The following is a 19329-nucleotide window of genomic DNA, read 5'->3' on the forward strand; positions in this document are numbered from 1 at the left end:
GCCTGCTCAAGTGTGAGGGCGCCGGTGCCCGGAGGCTGTGGGTCGGTCGCCGCGCTGAGCCAGTAAAAGTCCTCTTGCAGCAGCGGGCTGAAGGCGATTTCGGCAGGCAAGCCGACATCGGTAAACAACGCCAGGTCAATGCGCCCGTAGAGCAGCTGCTCAAACAGATTGCCGGTCAGTTCTTCATTGAGGTTCAGGCTGATATGCGGATAATGCGCCGCCACCGCACGCAGCAATGGCAAGGCCAGCGGGCTGGCGACGCTCTGCGGCAAGGCCACCACCACCGAGCCGCTGAGGGTTTGCGCCGAGTCAAGGACCGCCACGCGGGCGTCCTGTAGATGCTTGAGAATGCCTTGGGCGTACTCGTAGAAGACTTTGCCCGGATCCGTCGCGCTGACGCCGTTGCGGCTGCGGTGCAACAACTGCACGCCGAGTTCTTTTTCGAGTTCCAGGACCTGTTTACTCAGGGCCGATTGGGCCACAAAGACTTCGCGGGCAGCCCCCGAGAGGCTGCCGCAGTCAATAATCGCCACAAAATATTTGAGCTGTCGAATTTCCATGCCGGCGATTCTACAGCCCTTGAGGCGCCCAGGCGTCAGCCAAAAATCTTGCCGGGGTTCATTAAGCCTTTAGGGTCTAGCGCGTGCTTGATTGAACGCATGACATCCACCGCATTCTGGCCATGCTCGACCGCCATGTAGTCCCGCTTGGTCAAGCCAATGCCGTGCTCGCCGGTGCAACTGCCTTCGTAAGCAATGGCCCGCTCGGCCAGGCGGTGCGCCACCGCTTCGGCGCGGGCCACTTCGTCGGCATTGTCGGGGTCGACGAGGATCAAGGCGTGGAAGTTGCCGTCGCCCACATGGCCAAAGATCGGCGCCAGCAGGCCATTTTCTTCAAGGTCTGCGGCGGTCGCTTCAATGCACTCGGCCAGGCGCGAAATCGGCACCACCGAGTCGGTGGTCAAGGATCGGCAGCCGGGACGCAACGCCACCGAAGCAAAGTAGGCATCGTGTCGCGCTTGCCACAGCCGGGTACGGTCTTCAGGGTTGACCGCCCATTCAAAGTCCTGGCCGCCGTGTTCATCAGCCACCAGGCGTACGGTTTCAATCTGCTCTTTAACCCCGGACTCCGAGCCATGCAATTCAAAGAACAAGGACGGCGCTTCACGCAGTGAAGTCTTGCTGTAAGCGTTGATCGCCCGCACGGTCAGTGCATCGATCAGCTCGATGCGGGCAATCGGCACGCCCAACTGAATGGTCTGGATCACCGCCTGCACGGCTTGATCCACAGAAGGGAACGTGCAAATGGCCGCCGACACGGCTTCAGGCAAGGGATGTAACTTAACCGTCAACTCGGCGAAGGTCGCCAACGTACCGCCCGAACCCACCAGCAAGTGCGTCAGGTCATACCCGGCCGAAGACTTGCGGGCCCGGCCGCCGGTCTGGATCACCCGACCGTCTGCCAGCACCGCGGTCATGCCCAGCACGTTCTCGCGCATGGTGCCGTAACGCACAGCGTTGGTGCCCGACGCCCGGGTCGAGGCCATACCGCCCAGCGACGCATCGGCCCCCGGATCAATCGGAAAAAACAGGCCGGTGCCGTGCAAAGCGGCGTTCAACTGTTTGCGCGTGACACCCGGCTGCACCGTCACGTCCATGTCGTCCGGGCGGATCTGGATAATCTGGTTCATGCCCGACACATCGATGCACACCCCGCCCTGCACCGCCTGCAGCCAGCCCTCAAGCGAGGTGCCGCTGCCGTAAGGAATCATCGGCACATCGTGGGCATGGCACAGGCTGGAGACGCTGATGATCTCCTCAAGGCTCTCGACAAACGCAACCGCATCCGGCGGGACCGGGCCCAACGACGAAATATCGCTACCGTGGTGCTCGCGCACACTGGCCGACGTCGACAGCCGCGTACCCAAGAGTTGCCCCAATGCGAGCAATAAGGCCTCGGGCAAGGGCTTGCGGTTCAGCAGCGTTGGAATTGCGTTCATCAGGCCATCCTCGATTATTTTTTTAGCACCACGCGAGCATCTTAAACGCAGCCGGCGCCCTCCTCGCCATTCCAAATACAGAGGGTGCTATCTGCTTAAAGCATGGCACATGGTCAATCGCGCCAGCCTGAACTACGCTGGCTGCCCGATCCTTCGCCGTCGTGGGGCTATCTATGCAACTGGGTAAAAAGATCTCCAACCTGGAACAGCTGACCTACCGGTACTACCGCTGGATCCACGCCCTGCGCATCAGCCTGGCGTTTCTCATCACCTACACCGTGATCCGTTATTTCAGGCTCGATGGGGCCGTGTGGATCCTCATCACCCTGCTGATCGTAATGGGGCCGCAGCCGTATTGGGGCAACGTGTTCTCAAGGGCGCTGCAACGTACTGGCGGGACGGTGATCGGCGCATTATCCGGGCTGATCGCGCTGTTTCTGGAGATCTATTCATTCCCGGCAATGTTGCTGTGGTGCGCGGTGGTGATGTTTGTGGCCGGCTACCTGACCCTCGGCAAGCACCCGTACATGGCCTTGCTCATCGGCTCAACCCTGGCCGTCGTCAGTTGCTCACCGCCCAATGACATGGAGTCTGCCCTTCTGCGCAGCCTGTATGTGTTGACCGGCTCCGTGCTGGCGATGCTCTATTCGAGCATCTACCCGCAGCGCGCCTACACCGACTGGCGCATCACCTTCAGCCAGAGCCTGGGCAAACTCAAGCATCTGTACGAAACCTGCTTTTCGCAGAAGACCCTTGAGCGGCCGCAACTGGAAGAACAGCTAAAGGATGAGCTAGACACCATCCTTAAACTGCGTAACTACATCGTCCCGGCCAGCAGTGAAAGCAAGCTCAAGCCTGCGGTTTTGCATGGGTTGCAAACGCTGCACCGGAATCTGCTGTCGACGCTGACGCTGATGATCGATGCCTACTGGTCGTCTGCCCAAAGCCACACGCTGATTGAAGACCAACCAGTGTTGCGTGAGGTTCGGCAGTTGATCCCCCAAGCCTTGCAGTCGCTGCAAAACACGTTGTGCATGGGCATTGGCAACAACGACATCAGCGACCAGTTGCGTCAAACCACTCATGACCTCAAGGACCTGGCCCTGCAAGTCGCCAACAGCAAAAGTGCCGAAACCCCGTTCTACGCCTATGTCTGGCTGAGCCTGCAAATGCTTCAGCAGTTGACCGAACTGAATGATCAATTGCATGCCGCGCTCTATCGAGAACACGTAGCTGCTCATCGAAGTTGAGCGCAAAAAACTAAAGACAATTCCTACTTATTAGGTAGGAATTACCCTACTTAAAACTAAGATTTTTTACCGTCTTGTGATTTTTTATAACAACGCAAATTCACGATGAACGCTCAAAAAAAGTCATGAATAGATAAATAACTAATTGTTTTTAATTAAAAAAATTAAGCACAAAAACACTCCCTGCCAACACGCTCTGGCAACCCCTGTGCCCAAATAATTGCTCTTGCGCTCACCCCTCAAAAAATATGGTCTAGGCTCAGATCGCCCCCACCGCAATGGATTTGAACGGTCGAGCCGATGAAACACACCTGCATCGGGTATTACGTGCCTGCGGCCCGTCAATCGGGGTGGGCAGCCCCTGTAAAACCCTCATTTATTGTCACCACGCCTGAACGGCTCAGCCCGTTACCGGCCTTTTTGTGTGGGCGCAGGTTCATGCCCTGCCCCACACGCCGAACACTCATTTTTACCGCACTGTAGACAGGAGGGCTTATGCAACTCACCCCCAGAGAGATCGACAAACTCATGGTTTACACCCTCTCGGACGTGGCGCTGCGCCGCAAGGCGCGCGGCTTGAAGCTGAACTACCCGGAGGCCGTTTCAATCATCACCGTCACGGCCCTGGAAGGCGCCCGGGACGGCAAGTCGGTTGAAGACGTCATGACAGAAGCCAGCAAAGTGCTGACCAAAGACGATGTGATGGAAGGCGTCAGCGAGCTGATTCCGAACGTTCAGGTTGAGGCGATTTTTACCGACGGCAGCCGTCTGGTGACCGTTCACGACCCGATCAAATAACGGCCTGGCTTGATCGCGCAACGCACACAGCCCTGTTTTGAGGAGCCCGTCATGACCCGCAAAAAAACTGCCGCACCCGCCAGCCCGCACCAGGACACGCATCCTGAGCACAGCATCCCCAACGCCAAAGACCCCGGTGGCGTGCCCAAAGGCCAGGAGGACGATGTACCGCTGGGCGGCATTGTCTACGCCAGCACACCGATCACCTTCAACGAAGACCGCCCGGTGACCCAGATCAAAGTGCGCAACACCGGCGACCGCCCGATTCAGATCGGCTCGCATTACCACTTTTTTGAAGTGAACCGCGCACTGGAATTCGACCGGGCTGCCGCCTTTGGCAAACGTCTGAACATCACTTCGACCACGGCGATCCGCTTTGAGCCGGGCGATGAAATTGAAGTGTCACTGATCCCTTACGGTGGCAAACAGACCGTGTACGGCTTCAACAACCTGGTCGACGGCTGGGCGCCAGACAACACCATCGCCCTGCATGAGCGCGCGGAAAAACTGCAAGCCATACAACTTGCCACCGAGCTGGGTTTCAAGTTTTCCAAGACCGACCCGTAGCCCGCACAGCCCCGCATGCACTCACTTTTTTTGCACCTGCGCAGTGACGCCCTCAGCGCCAGCGCGGCATTAGCAAGGAGCCACCGATGCCCACCATTTCACGCAAAGAATACGCAGGCCTGTTTGGCCCCACCACCGGCGACAAAATCCGCCTGGGCGATACCAACCTGTTCGTCGAAATCGAAAAGGACCTGCGCGGTTACGGCGAAGAATCGGTCTACGGAGGGGGTAAATCCCTGCGCGACGGCATGGGTCACAACAACCACCTGACCCGCGACAACGGCGTGCTGGACCTGGTGATCACCAACGTCACCATCATTGACCCGATTCAGGGCGTGATCAAAGCCGACGTCGGTATTCGTGACGGCAAGATTTGCGGCATCGGCAAAAGCGGCAACCCGGACGTGATGTCCGGCATCAGCACAGACATGGTAGTCGGCGTCAGCACCGATGCCATCTCGGGCGAGCACTTGATCCTCACCGCTGCCGGGATCGACACCCATATTCACCTGATCTCGCCGCAACAGGCTTACCACGGCCTGTCCAATGGCATTACCACCTTCTTCGGCGGCGGCATTGGCCCCACAGATGGCACCAACGGCACCACCGTAACCCCCGGCCCGTGGAACATCCGCAAGATGCTGCGGGCCATTGAGGGCCTGCCGATCAACGTCGGTTTGCTGGGCAAAGGCAACTCTTATGCCCACGCCCCGCTGGCCGAACAAATCATTGCCGGGGTCGCGGGCCTCAAGGTCCACGAAGACTGGGGCGCCACTTCCAACGCCCTGCGCCACTCGCTGCGCATTGCCGATGAAATGGACGTGCAGGTCTCGGTCCACACCGACAGCCTGAACGAAGGCGGCTACGTCGAAGACACCATTGATGCCTTTGAAGGCCGCACCATTCACACCTTCCATACCGAAGGTGCAGGTGGCGGCCACGCCCCGGACATTATCCGCGTGGCCAGCCAACTGAACGTGCTGCCGAGTTCGACCAACCCGACCCTGCCCTATGGTGTCAACAGCCAGGCAGAGCTGTTCGACATGATCATGGTGTGCCACAACCTCAACCCCAACGTGCCCGCCGACGTTTCGTTTGCAGAAAGCCGGGTGCGCCCGGAAACCATCGCTGCCGAAAACGTGCTGCAGGACATGGGCGTGATCTCAATGTTTTCCAGCGACTCTCAGGCCATGGGCCGGGTCGGGGAAAACTGGCTGCGGGTGATGCAAACCGCCCACGCCATGAAAGCCTCTCGCGGCAAACTGCCAGAAGATAGCCCGGACAACGACAACTTCCGGGTGCTGCGCTACGTCGCGAAAATCACCATCAACCCGGCCATTGCCCAGGGTGTGAGCCATGTTCTGGGCTCGGTCGAAGTCGGCAAAATGGCCGATCTGGTGCTCTGGGACCCACGGTTCTTCGGGGCCAAGCCAAAAATGGTGATCAAGGGCGGGATGATCAACTGGGCCGCCATGGGCGACCCGAACGCCTCCCTGCCCACGCCGCAACCGGTGTACTACCGCCCCATGTTCGGCGCCTTCGGCAAGACCCTGCAGGACACCTGCGTGACCTTTGTGTCGCAAGCCGCGCTGGAGGACGGGGTCAAGGAAAAAGCCGGGCTGGACCGCCAGGTCATGGCCATTCGCAACTGCCGCACCATCTCCAAAAAAGACCTGGTGCGTAATGACCAGACTCCCAAAATCGAAGTGAACCCGGAAACCTTCGAGGTCAAGGTCGACGGCGTGCACGCCACGTGCAAACCCATCGACGTGGCCGCCATGAACCAGCGCTACTTCTTCGGCTAAGCCACCATCTGACTGTAGGAGCGAGCTTGCTCGCGATCTTTTAAAGATCAAAAGATCGCGAGCAAGCTCGCTCCTACAAGGGATTAGAGAGGAGTTTCAAGGTGATTTTGATTGAACACATTCTGGGCAATGCCAAGAAAGACCCGGTCTGGAAGCAAAAACTGCAAGGGGCTGACATTGATGTGCTGATCCTGGACCAGCGTGAAGCGCAAAAAAGCCGCTGCCGCCGCACCAGCGTCGGCGGGCTTGACCTCGGGATCTCGCTGAACCGCAACGTGGTGCTGGCTGACGGCGACGTACTGATGTGGGATGAGCCCACCCGGCATGCCGTGGTAGTGCAACTCAACCTGCGCGACGTGATGGTCATTGACTTGAGAGAACTCAAGCAGCAACCCCTGGACGTACTGATCAAGACCAGCTTCGAACTCGGGCATGCCCTGGGCAACCAGCACTGGAAAGCCGTGACCAAAAACAACGAGGTGTACATCCCGCTCACGGTGGAAACCAAGATGATGGATTCGGTGATGCGCACCCACGGCTTTGAGCACCTGCCCTACGCCTTTGTCAGCGGTGCCGCCGTGCTGCCCAACCTCACCCCTTCTGAAGCGCGCCTGCTGTTTGGTGGCGCCGAAGAAACCGCCACCCACGTTCATGTGGCCAGCCCCCAGGACAAACTGGAAGCCGCCGCCCTGCAGATCAAAGGCCAATACCTGCATGACCCGCACAGCCATAGCCATGACAACGGCCTGACGTTTCACAGCCATGACGCTAAGCACTAAACCCGGCATAAGGCACTTTGGATGAACGCATCAGACCTGATTCGCATCATGCAGTTTGGCGACTCGGTATTGCCCGTAGGCGCCTTTTCGTTCTCGAACGGCGTGGAGTCGGCCATTCAGACCGGCATCGTGCACGATGTCGACAGCCTCAAGGGGTTTGTCCTCACCGCCCTCAAACAGGCCGCCAGTTGTGACGGCATGGGCGTGGTCGCGGCGCACCGGGCCGCCGTGGCCGATGACCGTGACGCGATCCTGCGCGCCGACTGGGCGGTGAACAACCGCAAGCTCAATGAAGAAAGCCGGTTAATGGCCACCCGCATGGGCAAAAAACTCGCCGAAATGTCGATCCATGTGGTGGAAAAACCACTGGTGCGCTGGTGGCTCGAACAAATCAAAGCCGGCCATGCCGCCGGCACCTACCCCGTCACCCAGGCCGTGGTCATGTCGACCCAGGGCATCGGTGCCCGAGAAGTGGTGGTGATGCACCAGTACGGTGTGGCCATGACCATCCTCAGCGCGGCCATGCGCCTGATGCGGGTCACCCACCTCGACACCCAGCGCATTTTGTTTGAACTGAACCATGACATCGAAACCTTCTGCGACATCGCAGAAATCGGCGACATCGAGCAAATGTCGTCGTATGTCCCCATCGTCGACGTACTGGCGGCGGTCCACGTCAAAGCCCATGTGCGTTTGTTCATGAACTGAATCCGTTGCACTTTCCAAGGAAGAGCCTGTGAAAAAGATTACCCGTATTGGTATTGGCGGCCCGGTCGGCTCCGGCAAAACCGCCGTCATTGAAGTGATCACCCCGATCCTGATCCAGCGTGGGTACAAACCGCTGATCATCACCAACGACATCGTTACCACCGAAGACGCCAAACAGGTCAAGCGCACGCTCAAGGGCATCCTCGACGAAGACAAGATACTTGGCGTTGAAACCGGCGCCTGCCCGCACACGGCGGTGCGTGAGGACCCGAGCATGAACATCGCCGCGGTCGAAGAGATGGAAGAGAAGTTCCCGGACAGCGACCTGATCATGATCGAGAGCGGCGGCGACAATCTGACCCTGACCTTCAGCCCCGCCCTGGCCGACTTTTATATCTACGTGATCGACGTCGCCGAAGGCGAGAAAATCCCCCGCAAAAATGGCCCCGGCCTGGTCCAGGCGGACATTCTGATCATCAATAAAATCGACCTGGCGCCTTACGTGGGCGCGAGCCTGGAGGTCATGGAAAGCGACACCCAAGTGGTGCGCAGCGGCCGCCCTTACATCCTCACCAACTGCAAAACCGGGCATGGCATTGAAGCGCTGGTGGACATGATCGAACACATGTTCCTGTTCGCCCACAAACCCTCTTCCTCGGCGGCCAAGGCTGAGGTTACGGCATGACCGCGCAGAGCCAGATCGTGAACAACCCTTCACGGCTTCGTGCTCATTCACTCGGCAACGACGCCCCGGAACTCGCGCAGTACCAGGACGAACCCGCGCAGATGCACAGCGGCGCCGTCGGCAAAAGCGGCTACCTGCGCCTGGGTTTTGAACAACGCGGCAAGCGCAGCGTACTAGCAGACATGGAGCGGCGCGTGCCGTCATTGGTGCAACGGGCCTTGTACTGGGACGAAGCACTGCCGCAACTGCCCTGTGTGACCATGATCTCGACCTCGGGTTGCGTGCTCCAGGGCGACCGTCTGGCCACGGATGTGAGCGTGGGCGTGGGCGCCTGCGGGCATGTCACCACCCAGTCGGCGACCAAAGTGCACTCCATGAACGCCAACTACGCCACGCAGGTTCAGCACCTGCGAATCGAAGAAAACGGCTATCTGGAGTTTATGCCCGACCCGCTTATCCCCCATCGCGATGCGCGGTTTATCACTGATACGCGCATCAGCATCCACCCGACGGCAACGGCCCTTTACTGCGAGACCCTGATGTCGGGGCGCAAGTATCACCATGTCGATGAGCGTTTCGGCTTTGATGTGTATTCCTCGCGGGTATCCGCCGAAACCCTTGAGGGCAAGGAGCTGTTTGTCGAGAAATACGTGCTGGAGCCGAAAAAGCAAAGCCTGGACGCTGTGGGCGTGATGCAAACCTTTGACGTGTTCGCCAACGTGGTGTTGCTCACGCCCCAGGAACATCACGAGCGCATTGTCGAGCGCATCCCGGCCGTGTTTGACAGGCAGGCGGGGCTGGCCAGCGGTGTCACACGTTTGCCCAATCAGTGCGGCTTAATCTTCAAAGTACTGGGCAATGACAGCGGCGCGGTCAAAGCGCAAATCCGCGCATTTTGGGCCGTCGCCCGTGAAGAGATCCTGGGCGTGACCTTGCCACCGCCCTTTTTGTGGAAGTAAACGCCGCTGACGGGAGCAGGTGAACATGGCTCCTAGCGGGGTTCGATGGAGACAGTCACTATGCACGCGGCGTTATCCAAGTGGTCGCAACTGGCAAACGGCAACGCACTGCTGGGGTTTATTGACGTCACCCTGCGCGGCTGCGCGCAGGTGATGTTCCAGAACAACCCGCTGACCGGCTTGCTGTTTTTTGCCGCGATTTTTGTCGGGGCCTTTGCCGAAGGTAATCCGGCGGTCGCATTTGGCAGCGTGCTGGGCACCGTCGCAGCCACGTTTACCGGCATGCACCTCAAGGACCAGACGTCGTGGAAAGCCGGTCTGTTCGGCTACAACGGCTGCCTGGTGGGTGTTGGCTTGCCGACGTTTCTGGAGGTCACCCCCATCGTCTGGCTGTGCATCATCCTCGGCGGCGTGGTCTCGGTGATCGTCACCATCTGCATTGCCGACATTCTGAAAACCTGGAAAGTCGCGGCCCTGACGGCGCCCTTTGTTCTGGTGACCTGGACCATGCTGTTGGCCAGCTATGCCTTTGGCGGCCTGAACAGCCACACACTGCCCCTGCCCAACCTGCCCCACGATCTGGTCGCACACACGCCAGACCTGCTCGACGGCATCGACGTGTTCCATGCCACGTTCTACGGCATCTCCGAAGTGTTTTTGATGAGCACCGTCGTCGGCAGTTTATTATTTTTGGCCGGTCTGGCAGTGTCTTCGTTGTGGGCAGCGCTGTTTGGGCTGGTGGGTTCATTACTGGCGGTGCTGGTGGCAAGCCTGTTGCAGGGCGAGCAGTCGGCCATCAATAACGGCTTGTATGCGTTCAGTGCCGTGCTCACCGCCATTGCGCTGGGCTCAACCTTCAACAAGCCGCGCTTGCGGGTAGTGATTTACACGCTGATCGGCGTAATTTTCACTGTATTTGTGCAGGGTGCTTTGAATACTGTGTTGGCCCCTGTGGGCATCCCGACCCTGACCATGCCTTTTGTGCTCGCGTCGTGGTTATTTCTGGTGCCGAACAAGGACGTTATGCCCTCTCATCGTCAATAAGTGCAGTGTTTTGAGGAACAACAATGACCGCTATCGCTCACCCTTCCAGCCGTTCTGACACCAGCGATACCACAAGGCGGGCCATTTACTTACTGGTAGGTCTGGTGGTCGCCAACCTGCTCGCCTGGGCCTGGGCGTTTATCGAGTTCGGCAGTAACCCGGTACTGATGGGCACCGCGTTGCTGGCCTACGGCTTTGGGTTGCGCCATGCGGTGGATGCTGACCACATCGCGGCCATTGATAACGTCACGCGCAAATTGATGCAGCAAGGCAAGCGACCGATTGCCGTCGGTACGTGGTTCTCCCTCGGGCACTCGACCATTGTGGTGCTCGCCTCCTTTGCCATCGCCGTCACCGCCATGGCCTTCAAGGACGACATGGAGTGGTTCCATGAAACCGGCGGTTTGATCGGCACCCTGGTGTCCTCGGTGTTCCTGCTGCTGTTCGGCGTGCTTAACCTGGTGATCCTGCTGTCGGTGTACAAAAAGTTCAAACAGGTCAAGGCGGGCCACACCTTGCCCGCCGAAGAACTGGACCTGTTGGTGGCCAACAAGGGCGGGCTGATGGCGCGCATCTTTGGCCGCCTGTTCAACCTGGTCAATAAAAGCTGGCACATGTACCCGGTGGGGTTTCTGTTCGGCCTTGGCTTTGACACCGCCACCGAAGTCGGCCTGCTGGGTATTAGCGCCACCAGCGCCTCACAAGGCATCAACCTGTGGTCAATCATGGTGTTCCCGGTGCTGTTTGCCGCCGGTATGGCGCTGATCGACTCGCTCGACAACTTCGTGATGATCGGCGCCTATGGCTGGGCCTTCTCCAAGCCCGTGCGCAAGCTCTACTACAACATCACCATCACCGCCGCGTCGGTGTTTGTCGCGCTGTTTATCGGCGGCGTCGAAGCGCTGGGCCTGATCGCTGACAAGCTGGAACTGAGCGGCGGACTGTGGGCGCCGATTGCGGCGCTTAACGACAACTTTGGAGAAATTGGCTACTGGATCATCGCCCTGTTCGTGCTCTGCTGGCTGATCTCGGGGCTCAACTACTACTTGCGAGGCTATGACCGACTGGGTGCCAGCGTCTAAGAGCACTTGTTAAACTGCGCGAAGCCAGAAAGGTCAGGTGCATTAACCTGACCTACACTCTTGAAACCGCTAAATAGACACGTCGTAGGAATTATGACTTTATTACAGGAAGTTAAATCGCGACTCTCGTTTGCGTATGGGGTAGCCCTGGTGGCTGCCATCAATGGGATGGCCCTGATTCTGCCGGTGCTACAACGCGGCATCGCCCACTCTGATGCGGCAGGCGGTGTCTTTAACTCGTGGAAGGACGCCTTAAGCTTTTTGGCCTTGCTGGAAATCCCCGGATTTGTCGTTGGCTTTTTGCTGGTGCTGATGTCGATCGGACTGTTACTTAAGTCACGTATCAGTTGGTTTTTTTCGCTGCTGTTATTGATTGCCACGGTCTGCGTCGATTTTTTCATCGTGAAAAATCCCAACGGCGTGGCCTACTACTCGTTGTTCACCATCGCTCTGCTGATTTTTTACTGGCGCCGCTTTGATCACCACAGCCTGGCCACCGGCAGTTTCTTTGCGATCGTCAGTATCGCCTCGCTGATTGTCTACAGCACCCTGGGCACGCTGTACCTGGGCGATCAGTTCACCCCCGAGGTCAACGACCTGCCTTCGGCGTTTTATTTCTCCATTGTGGTGATGTCGACCGTCGGTTTTGGCGACATCGTGCCACACAGCACCGATGCCCGGCTCTTCACCGTCACGGTGATTATTCTGGGGATCACCATCTTCGCGGTGTCGGTGGCGTCGATTGCCGGACCTCTGATCAGCAACAACATTCAACGCATTGTCAAAGGCAGGATTACCCACATGGCCCGTAAAAATCACTACATCCTGGTCGGCACTGGCTCACTGGCGCAAAACGTCTATACCGGCCTGATTGATCGTGGCGAGCACGTCACCGTCATCAATGTTCCTGGCACTCAGCACGAACTACCGGAAACCGCCGACATCATCGAGGGTGATCCGTCTTCAACCGCGACCCTCAAACTGGCCGGTGCCGACGAGGCCAAATACATCGTCACCTTGCGTGAAAACGATGCAGAGAATGTGTTTACCATTCTGGCTGCCAAGGAAGTGGCCGGCGACACCACCAAAATCATCGCGCTGGTCAACGAAACCGACAACATCCCCAAGGTCAAACGCGTGGCCCCGAACATGGTGTTGTCCCTGCCGTTGCTGGGCAGTGAACTGCTGGTGCGCACCCTGCAGGGCGACCAGATCGACAACAACCTGATCACCGAAATCTTCTTCGGCAAGCGCACGTCGCTGTAGCCAAACGCCCTTTCCTTTTGCCCCGCAATGGCCTGGAACAAGGCCCGTGCGGGGCCTCTCGCCCTGCCAGCGTAAAACTTAAAACCTGTCCTACACTCCCCCGAACCTCATAACGGACATGTGGTAGGTGGGAACCATGGCTTTATTACAGGAAGTTAAATCGCGACTCAGTTTTGCCTATGGAGTCGCGCTGCTGGTGGCAATCAATGGCTGTGCGATGGTCCTGCCCGTGTGGCTACGCTGGCTCGCGCAGGCCGAAGCTGCGGGCAGCTCGTTTCACTCATGGAAAGAAGCCCTGGGCTTTTTCGCCTTGCTGGAAATCCCCATGGTCATCACAGGCTTTGTGCTTGTACTGATGTCTTTCGGGCTGCTGATCAAGTCGCGGATCAGTTGGTTCTTTGCCCTGCTGTTACTGCTGGCGGCGGTCTGCATCGACTTTTTCATCGAGAAAAAGCCCAGCTATGTCACTTACCTTTCGTTAGTCAGCATCGCCGTGCTGTTTTATGACTGGCGACGGTTTGACCACTACAGCCTGGCCACCGGCAGCTTTTTTGCGATCGTCAGCCTGGCCTCGCTGACCGTCTACAGCACGCTGGGCACGTTGTACCTGGGGGAGCAGTTCGCACCGCCAGTCACCGACCTGACCACAGCGTTCTATTTCGCGCTTGAGGTCATGACCACCGTTGCCTTTGGCGACATCCTCCCGCACTCCACCGTGTCCCGATATTTTTGCCTGACGGTGATTGTGCTGGGCATCACCCTGTTTGCCATTTCCCTGGCGTCCATTGTCGGGCCGCTGATCAGCAACAATATCCAGCGCATCATTAAAGGCCGGATGACCCACATGGCGCGCAAAAAGCACTACATCCTGGTGGGCGCCAGTTCATTGGCCCACAACGTCTACAACGGCCTGACGGCACGTGGCGAGCATGTCACGGTAATCTGTGCTCCGGGCAGCCAGCATGACCTGCCAGACAATGCCGACATCATCGAGGGGGACCCGTCGGCCACCGCGACCCTCAAACTGGCGGACGCCGGTGCAGCCAAGTACATCGTCACCCTGTCGGACAGCGATGCACAGAACGTATTCACCATTTTGGCGGCCAAGGAAGTGGCCGGCGAAAACACCAAGATCATTGCGCTGGTCAACGACACTCAGAACATCTCCAAGGTCAAACGCGTGAACCCGACCCTGCTGTTGTCACTGCCGCTGCTGGGCAGTGAATTGCTGATACGCACCCTGCAAGGCGACACCATCAACAACGATCTGATCACTGAAATGTTTTTCGGCAAGCGCACGTCACTGGCGTAAAACGTGTACTCGCTGAAGAGTAAAGCGAGGCTAAGACACCCGTCACAGCCTCGCCCTGCAAGCGGATTAAAGCTTCTTCAGGGTTTCCTGAGTAATGGCCTCAAGACCCTCTTCGGTAATGTTCTTCCAGACCGAGTCGGTCACCACCTTAGCGTTTTCGGTGACCAGGGTTTTCACGCTGTACTCAGGCGCGCCTGCGGGTTTGATCTGCAACAGCGACTGATTGCGTACGCCCTTGTCCAGCACACCGTCGACGCCAGACCATGACCAGAACTCAATAATGCGCACCTGCACCTTGTGCACATTACTGCCCGTTGGCGTGCTCACGACCTCATAACCGGCCTGGCGATAAGCGCTGGCCACCGCATCACTCACCAACCCGGCCACCGTGCGGCCTTTGGGCAGCAGCACATCGCCAATGGCCCAATTGAAGTTGTTGCGTTTGCGCGCAATCGCCCGTTCGGTAATCGACTTGTCGTCAATATCGTCGTACTTCAGCGAAGGGATATCGAAACTGTCTGGCTTGATCTGAAAAACACGCTCATCAACGGCACTGACAAACACCTTCTTGCCATTGCTCGGGGCAGGCGTTTGCGTATTGCCCGGCGGCAAAACATCCACGTCCACTTCTGCCCGGTTGGTGGCGCAACCGGCCAGCAATACCAACGCTACAACGCCCAAAAATCTGCGAACCATCTTCATTGCTCCCTTTCTTAGTGTGCCTTCATTGGCACGGCCAAAAACTGGCCAAAAGGGAGTGTAGAAGACCGAACGCAGTTGGGTATTATTGACTCAGGCCTTGGCCGCCATGGCGGTCACTTCCACGCGCATGCCTTCAACCGCCAGAGCCGCTACGCCAACAGCGGCACGCACCGGCCACGGCTTGGCGAAAAAGCGCTTGTAGACTTCGTTGAACGCCGCGCGGTCGGCCATGTCCGTCAGGTAAATCGTCAGGTGCAACACCCGGTCCATCGAACTGCCGGCCTTTTCCAGGGCAACCTTGAGCGCCTGCAACGTGCACTCGCTCTGCTCAGTAATCCCCCCCAGCTCCAGACTGCCGTCAGCACGGGTCGGGATCTGCGTGGAGACCAGAATCCCGGCAAAACCGGCAACATCCGAAGAGATGGAATCGGCGTCTGGATCAGGGGTGAAGGTAATGTCTTGGTGGGCCATGTGAGTCTCTGGGTCAGAGTGAATAAAAATCTTCAGGTCTTGCTCATGCCCAGGCAATTGAGGCCTTGGACAGTCAGTCGGTATTTCTGTACCGGGCTGCGCGGCGAAAGCGGATCCGTCATTACAACGAGCCCGGCGGTCAACGCAGGTGACAAATAGTTACTGCGAAAGGTTGCCCGATGGGTCAGCCCCAATAGAGGCATCAACTCAGCCGTTTTCAACCCCGTGCTGCCTTTTAATGCGTCAAGCAAGCGGATTACATGACTGCTTACTTGGTCGGTTACTTGGTCGGTTACTTGGTCGGTCTGTTCTGCATTCAACAAGGCCTGCTGCAAGGCTTGCAGCATAAACTCCACAAAGGGCGTGGCCTGCGCTTGTTGATCGGCAGCCAGCAGCGCGGCGTAATAAGCCTCTTGCTGCTCGCAAATCACGCTTTCCACCGGTAGCCAGGCCAACACCGGGCGCCATTGACTGAGGATCAGTGTTTGCCATAAACGGCCCATACGACCGTTGCCATCAGCGAACGGATGAATAAATTCAAACTCGTAATGAAAGACGCAACTGGCAATCAAGGGGTGAAGCTCCGTCACCTCAAGCCAGGCCAGCAGATCATCAATGAGTGTTGCCACCCGACTCGGCGGCGGCGCCATGTGTACCAGCTTGTCACCGCGGTAAATCCCAACGCCACCTCGACGAAATTGGCCTGCGTCGTCAATCAACCCCAGCATCAACAACCGATGAGCCGCCAGCACATCAGCACGCGATGACGGACGCCAATCAGGCATGGCTTCATAGGCCGCAAACGCATTGCGGACCTCCTGAATTTCACGGGGCAAACCCAACACGCGTTTACCTTCCAGTACGGCCGTGACTTGCTCGACACTCAGGGTGTTGTTTTCAATCGCCAACGAAGCCTGGATGGTGCGGATCCGGTTACCCCGTCGCAGCTGCGGAGTCAGGGTCGCAGCGTGCAACGCCGACAACCGGCCAATCTGCTCGCTGATCTCGGCCACCAGCCCGAGCATCGGGAGAGTCAGCGACAGGGGTGGCTGGTAGCGGCTCATTGTTGATCCATCATGGGAGTATTCCGGTAAGCAATGCGTGGCCTCATTAAAAACTAAAAGCACGCCTCACGTCTGGCTAACTTAACCAACCGCCGCGCTGGCTTGTTCTGCGGCGAGGGCGAGTTTAACACTGGGGCGCGCTGCAGGCGGCAATCGACGGGCCGGGCAGAATGCGGCCAGAGCAAGATCTGCACACGCAATAAAACCGTAGGAGCGAGCTTGCCTCGCGATCTTTTGATCTTGATCGCAGCCTTCGTTCCTCGTCAGCGACTACAGGCCGTGGGAGATCACAAAAGCTGAAACACCGCTGACATCTCTTTGAGCTAAGTTGGCGGGCCTCTATCTTGCCGCTCCCGGACTTGCCCTCGCCCATGATTGTTGTCACCAGCGGCTCTGCCTATCTCGATGTCGATGCTTATGCGGGGTGTATTGCTTTCGCCCAGTTGCTTAACCTGCAAGGCCTTGAGGCCAAGGCGATCAGCAGTGCCCCGCTCAATCAGAGCATCAGCCAGACCCTGCGCGACTGGCCCGTGGCCCTTGATGCACACCCTGTCACTGAGCACGATCACTTCGTGATGATCGACATCAGTGACCCCAGCCATTTCGACGACTGTGTCGATGCACAGCGTGTGGTTGAAGTGATCGACCATCACCCGGGCTTTGAGTCGTATTGGCAGCAACGGCTGGGCACCAGGGCCGCCATCGAAGCTGTCGGCGCCGCCTGCACACAGGTGTATGAGCGCTGGGTCGAAGCCGGTCTGTTCCACGCAATGAGTCCAAGCACCGCCGCCTTGCTGGCCACTGCGATTCTCGATAACACCCTGAATCTCAAGGGCCAGGTCACCACTGCCCGCGATCAGCAGGCCTACGCAGCGCTGGCCGACAAGGCAGGATTGGCTCAGGACTGGCCAGCCCGTTACTTCAGTGAATGCCAGACCGCGATCGAGCATGACCTGCCTGCGGCGATCAACAAAGACCTCAAGCGCATGGATGCTCAATTGCCGCTGCCACGGGTGATCGGGCAGCTCACAGTATGGAATGCGCAGCACCTGTTGCAGACACAGCGGGCAACGCTGGTATCGACCCTGCAAGCCCATGACCCGGACTGGCTGCTCAACCTGATCAGCATCGACGAACACTGCAGCTACCTGTTGGTCGGCAGCCCGGCCAGCGCTGCGCACGTCGCTGAGTTGCTCGACGTAACCTTTGTCGAGCAACTGGCCAAGGTGCCCGGCGCACTGCTGCGCAAGCAAATCCTGCGCGCGGCGTTGAAATTCGCCGACAAGCCATTGAGCAAGTGATCGACGATCAGCAGAAAATGATTTATTCCTTAAAAAATAACTACGCGTTTCGACAGGTTATTTAGGATATATGGAAAGATTAAAAGATCGCGAGGCAAGCTCGCTCCTACAGAGGGTGCGATACAAGCCAGTTTTGTAGTCGCTGCCGAAGGCTGCGATGTTTTGATCTTGATACATTGTGATTAGGCAAATCCGCTCCGGCCCCACAACGAATAGTTGTACGCGAGATTTATGATCGCCGTTTTATTCGCAAAAACATTTTTATTGGCGACTCCAAAACCACCAAAATCATCCCCAGAAAAATCACTAAAAACGCCACAAGCATTTCAAAAGAAATTATTTGTCCATAAAAAATCACTGCAACACAAAACTGAGTCAGTGGTAGCACAAACTGCAACAGCCCCATGACACTCAAAGGGATATTTTTTGCAGCGAATGCAAAGAGTGCCAAAGGAATCAATGAAACCAGACCACAGCTTAGAAGCAGTGACCAATCGATTACAGTTAACCCTACAGGAACCTCTATTCCACCATCAGAATATAAAACCAAGGCAACAACCATAACGGAGAGCAATAAAGATTCAACAAATAATCCAGACACAGGATCTAGACGGGCCATTTTTTTCAACCACGTGTAAGCCCCCCACGTCACACCGATGCTTAAATACACACGGAAATCCAAGCCCGGCACGCTCAAAATCAGAAACAACACGCTCAACAATACAAAGAACAGGGCGACACCTTTAAATATGGATATAAACTCTTTATAAAAAACCAGCCCTAAGCCAATTCCAAACAACGGAGCAATTAGGTAACCCAGTCCACTCTCAAACACCCGAGAATGAATCGAAGCCCAAATAAATGCCCCCCAGTTACAAGCCACTAAAATCGCTGCCGCGCCGTGCAGTGATACATCTTTCCACTTGATCTCCAACAACAAGCACTTAAGCTCTTTTCGAGCCAACAAAATAAACGTCACACTTACCGTTGAAAAAACAACTCTATAACTTAATAAAGCAAACGGGGACATTTCATCAAGTGCTTTCCAATAAAGTGAAGAAAGCCCAAGCAGTACATTTGAGATTATCGCCGCGAGCAAACCAGCCTTGGCTCCGGCGCGAGCATAACTCATAACAAAAATTTAGCGCACAACATAGACCCACTCCTAATAACTTAGTGCAACCCCTTAAAAATACACTCACACTCAGCAGCCCGTTAAAATCGCTACCCCCAACACAAAACACCATCCTCCAACGCCACTAACAGGTCAAGATAAAAAGCACCACTAAAACGACACATTTCGACACACGAAAACTCAAACCACCACACCCCTTACCCTTAACACTCCAAGCCAACATATAACGACTTTTACAACGAGCACAACCCGATCAAAACTGACGAACGGCACATATACCCGCATACAAAATCAAACAAACACTCCATACAAATAAACCATATGACAAATAGCTATTTACGACTAAACACCACACTTTCAGCACGCCACGCACAACAATTAAAACCATCCAAAACAAACTCT

The 19329-nt window shown here is 57.0% G+C and carries 18 protein-coding genes and 1 pseudogene; 13 read left to right on the plus strand and 6 right to left on the minus strand.

Going from position 1 to position 19329, the window contains the following annotated elements; genetic code table 11:
• On the minus strand, window positions 1-560 hold a 560-nt coding region (locus tag GHO41_RS17245), incomplete at its 3' end, for a LysR family transcriptional regulator (protein ID WP_153434212.1).
• A 35-nt stretch (window positions 561-595) separates the two neighbouring features.
• Window positions 596-1999 carry an FAD-binding oxidoreductase gene (locus GHO41_RS17250; RefSeq protein ID WP_153434213.1) on the minus strand — a complete coding sequence of 468 codons (1404 nt, stop codon included), beginning with the start codon at window positions 1997-1999 and terminating at the stop codon, window positions 596-598.
• Window positions 2000-2172: 173 nt separating this feature from the next.
• Here GHO41_RS17250 and GHO41_RS17255 point away from each other — a divergent pair, with 173 nt between their 5' ends.
• From GHO41_RS17255 to kch (GHO41_RS17310), 12 genes and pseudogenes are all read left to right on the plus strand, one after another.
• Window positions 2173-3249: an FUSC family protein gene (locus GHO41_RS17255; protein ID WP_153434214.1), complete on the plus strand. Its 1077-nt coding sequence runs from the start codon at window positions 2173-2175 to the stop codon at window positions 3247-3249.
• Window positions 3250-3744: 495 nt separating this feature from the next.
• On the plus strand, window positions 3745-4047 hold the full coding sequence (locus tag GHO41_RS17260) for an urease subunit gamma (RefSeq protein WP_048369202.1): 303 nt from the start codon (window positions 3745-3747) through the stop codon (window positions 4045-4047).
• Window positions 4048-4218: 171 nt separating this feature from the next.
• Window positions 4219-4509: pseudogene (locus GHO41_RS30780) on the plus strand (urease subunit beta); the annotation flags it as partial.
• Between the two features lie 191 nt (window positions 4510-4700).
• Window positions 4701-6419 carry an urease subunit alpha gene (locus GHO41_RS17270; RefSeq protein ID WP_153326474.1) on the plus strand — a complete coding sequence of 573 codons (1719 nt, stop codon included), beginning with the start codon at window positions 4701-4703 and terminating at the stop codon, window positions 6417-6419.
• 101 nt (window positions 6420-6520) lie between these two features.
• The gene (gene ureE, locus GHO41_RS17275; protein WP_371928962.1) at window positions 6521-7198 is read left to right on the plus strand and encodes an urease accessory protein UreE; all 678 of its coding nucleotides are present in this window, start codon (window positions 6521-6523) and stop codon (window positions 7196-7198) included.
• 21 nt (window positions 7199-7219) lie between these two features.
• Entirely contained in the window at window positions 7220-7906 is a 687-nt protein-coding gene (locus tag GHO41_RS17280; RefSeq protein ID WP_048387409.1) for an urease accessory protein UreF, read from the plus strand.
• Window positions 7907-7934: 28 nt separating this feature from the next.
• Window positions 7935-8591, plus strand: a complete 657-nt coding sequence (ureG, locus tag GHO41_RS17285; RefSeq protein WP_371928963.1) for an urease accessory protein UreG — start codon at window positions 7935-7937, stop codon at window positions 8589-8591.
• Window positions 8588-9550 carry an urease accessory protein UreD gene (locus GHO41_RS17290; protein WP_153434216.1) on the plus strand — a complete coding sequence of 321 codons (963 nt, stop codon included), beginning with the start codon at window positions 8588-8590 and terminating at the stop codon, window positions 9548-9550. The genes ureG and GHO41_RS17290 overlap by 4 nt, the downstream gene beginning before the upstream one ends.
• 45 nt (window positions 9551-9595) lie before the next feature.
• On the plus strand, window positions 9596-10594 hold the full coding sequence (yut, locus tag GHO41_RS17295; RefSeq protein WP_178126536.1) for an urea transporter: 999 nt from the start codon (window positions 9596-9598) through the stop codon (window positions 10592-10594).
• 23 nt (window positions 10595-10617) lie between these two features.
• The gene (locus GHO41_RS17300; protein ID WP_153434218.1) at window positions 10618-11676 is read left to right on the plus strand and encodes a HoxN/HupN/NixA family nickel/cobalt transporter; all 1059 of its coding nucleotides are present in this window, start codon (window positions 10618-10620) and stop codon (window positions 11674-11676) included.
• 93 nt (window positions 11677-11769) lie between these two features.
• Window positions 11770-12942 carry a voltage-gated potassium channel protein gene (gene kch, locus GHO41_RS17305; protein WP_048369209.1) on the plus strand — a complete coding sequence of 391 codons (1173 nt, stop codon included), beginning with the start codon at window positions 11770-11772 and terminating at the stop codon, window positions 12940-12942.
• Between the two features lie 136 nt (window positions 12943-13078).
• Window positions 13079-14254: a voltage-gated potassium channel protein gene (gene kch, locus GHO41_RS17310; RefSeq protein ID WP_153434219.1), complete on the plus strand. Its 1176-nt coding sequence runs from the start codon at window positions 13079-13081 to the stop codon at window positions 14252-14254.
• Between the two features lie 66 nt (window positions 14255-14320).
• Here kch (GHO41_RS17310) and GHO41_RS17315 read toward each other — a convergent pair whose 3' ends face one another.
• The 3 genes from GHO41_RS17315 to GHO41_RS17325 form a co-directional block, all read right to left on the minus strand.
• Complete coding sequence (locus GHO41_RS17315) at window positions 14321-14950, minus strand: flagellar biosynthesis protein (RefSeq protein ID WP_153434220.1); 630 nt, start codon at window positions 14948-14950, stop codon at window positions 14321-14323.
• A 96-nt stretch (window positions 14951-15046) separates the two neighbouring features.
• A complete protein-coding gene (locus GHO41_RS17320) occupies window positions 15047-15427 on the minus strand; it encodes a RidA family protein (protein ID WP_048369212.1) in 381 nt (126 codons plus the stop codon).
• Window positions 15428-15459: 32 nt separating this feature from the next.
• Window positions 15460-16491, minus strand: coding sequence for a Fic family protein (locus GHO41_RS17325; RefSeq protein WP_153434221.1), 1032 nt, complete (start codon window positions 16489-16491; stop codon window positions 15460-15462).
• 371 nt (window positions 16492-16862) lie between these two features.
• Here GHO41_RS17325 and GHO41_RS17330 point away from each other — a divergent pair, with 371 nt between their 5' ends.
• Complete coding sequence (locus tag GHO41_RS17330) at window positions 16863-17792, plus strand: DHH family phosphoesterase (protein ID WP_153434222.1); 930 nt, start codon at window positions 16863-16865, stop codon at window positions 17790-17792.
• Window positions 17793-18021: 229 nt separating this feature from the next.
• On the opposite strand, the gene GHO41_RS17335 is transcribed toward GHO41_RS17330, so the two are convergent.
• Window positions 18022-18924 carry an EamA family transporter gene (locus tag GHO41_RS17335; protein WP_153434223.1) on the minus strand — a complete coding sequence of 301 codons (903 nt, stop codon included), beginning with the start codon at window positions 18922-18924 and terminating at the stop codon, window positions 18022-18024.
• Between the last annotated feature and the right edge of the window lie 405 nt (window positions 18925-19329).

It is taken from the genome of Pseudomonas sp. FSL R10-0399 (assembly GCF_009600165.1).
Classification (GTDB): domain Bacteria; phylum Pseudomonadota; class Gammaproteobacteria; order Pseudomonadales; family Pseudomonadaceae; genus Aquipseudomonas; species Aquipseudomonas helleri.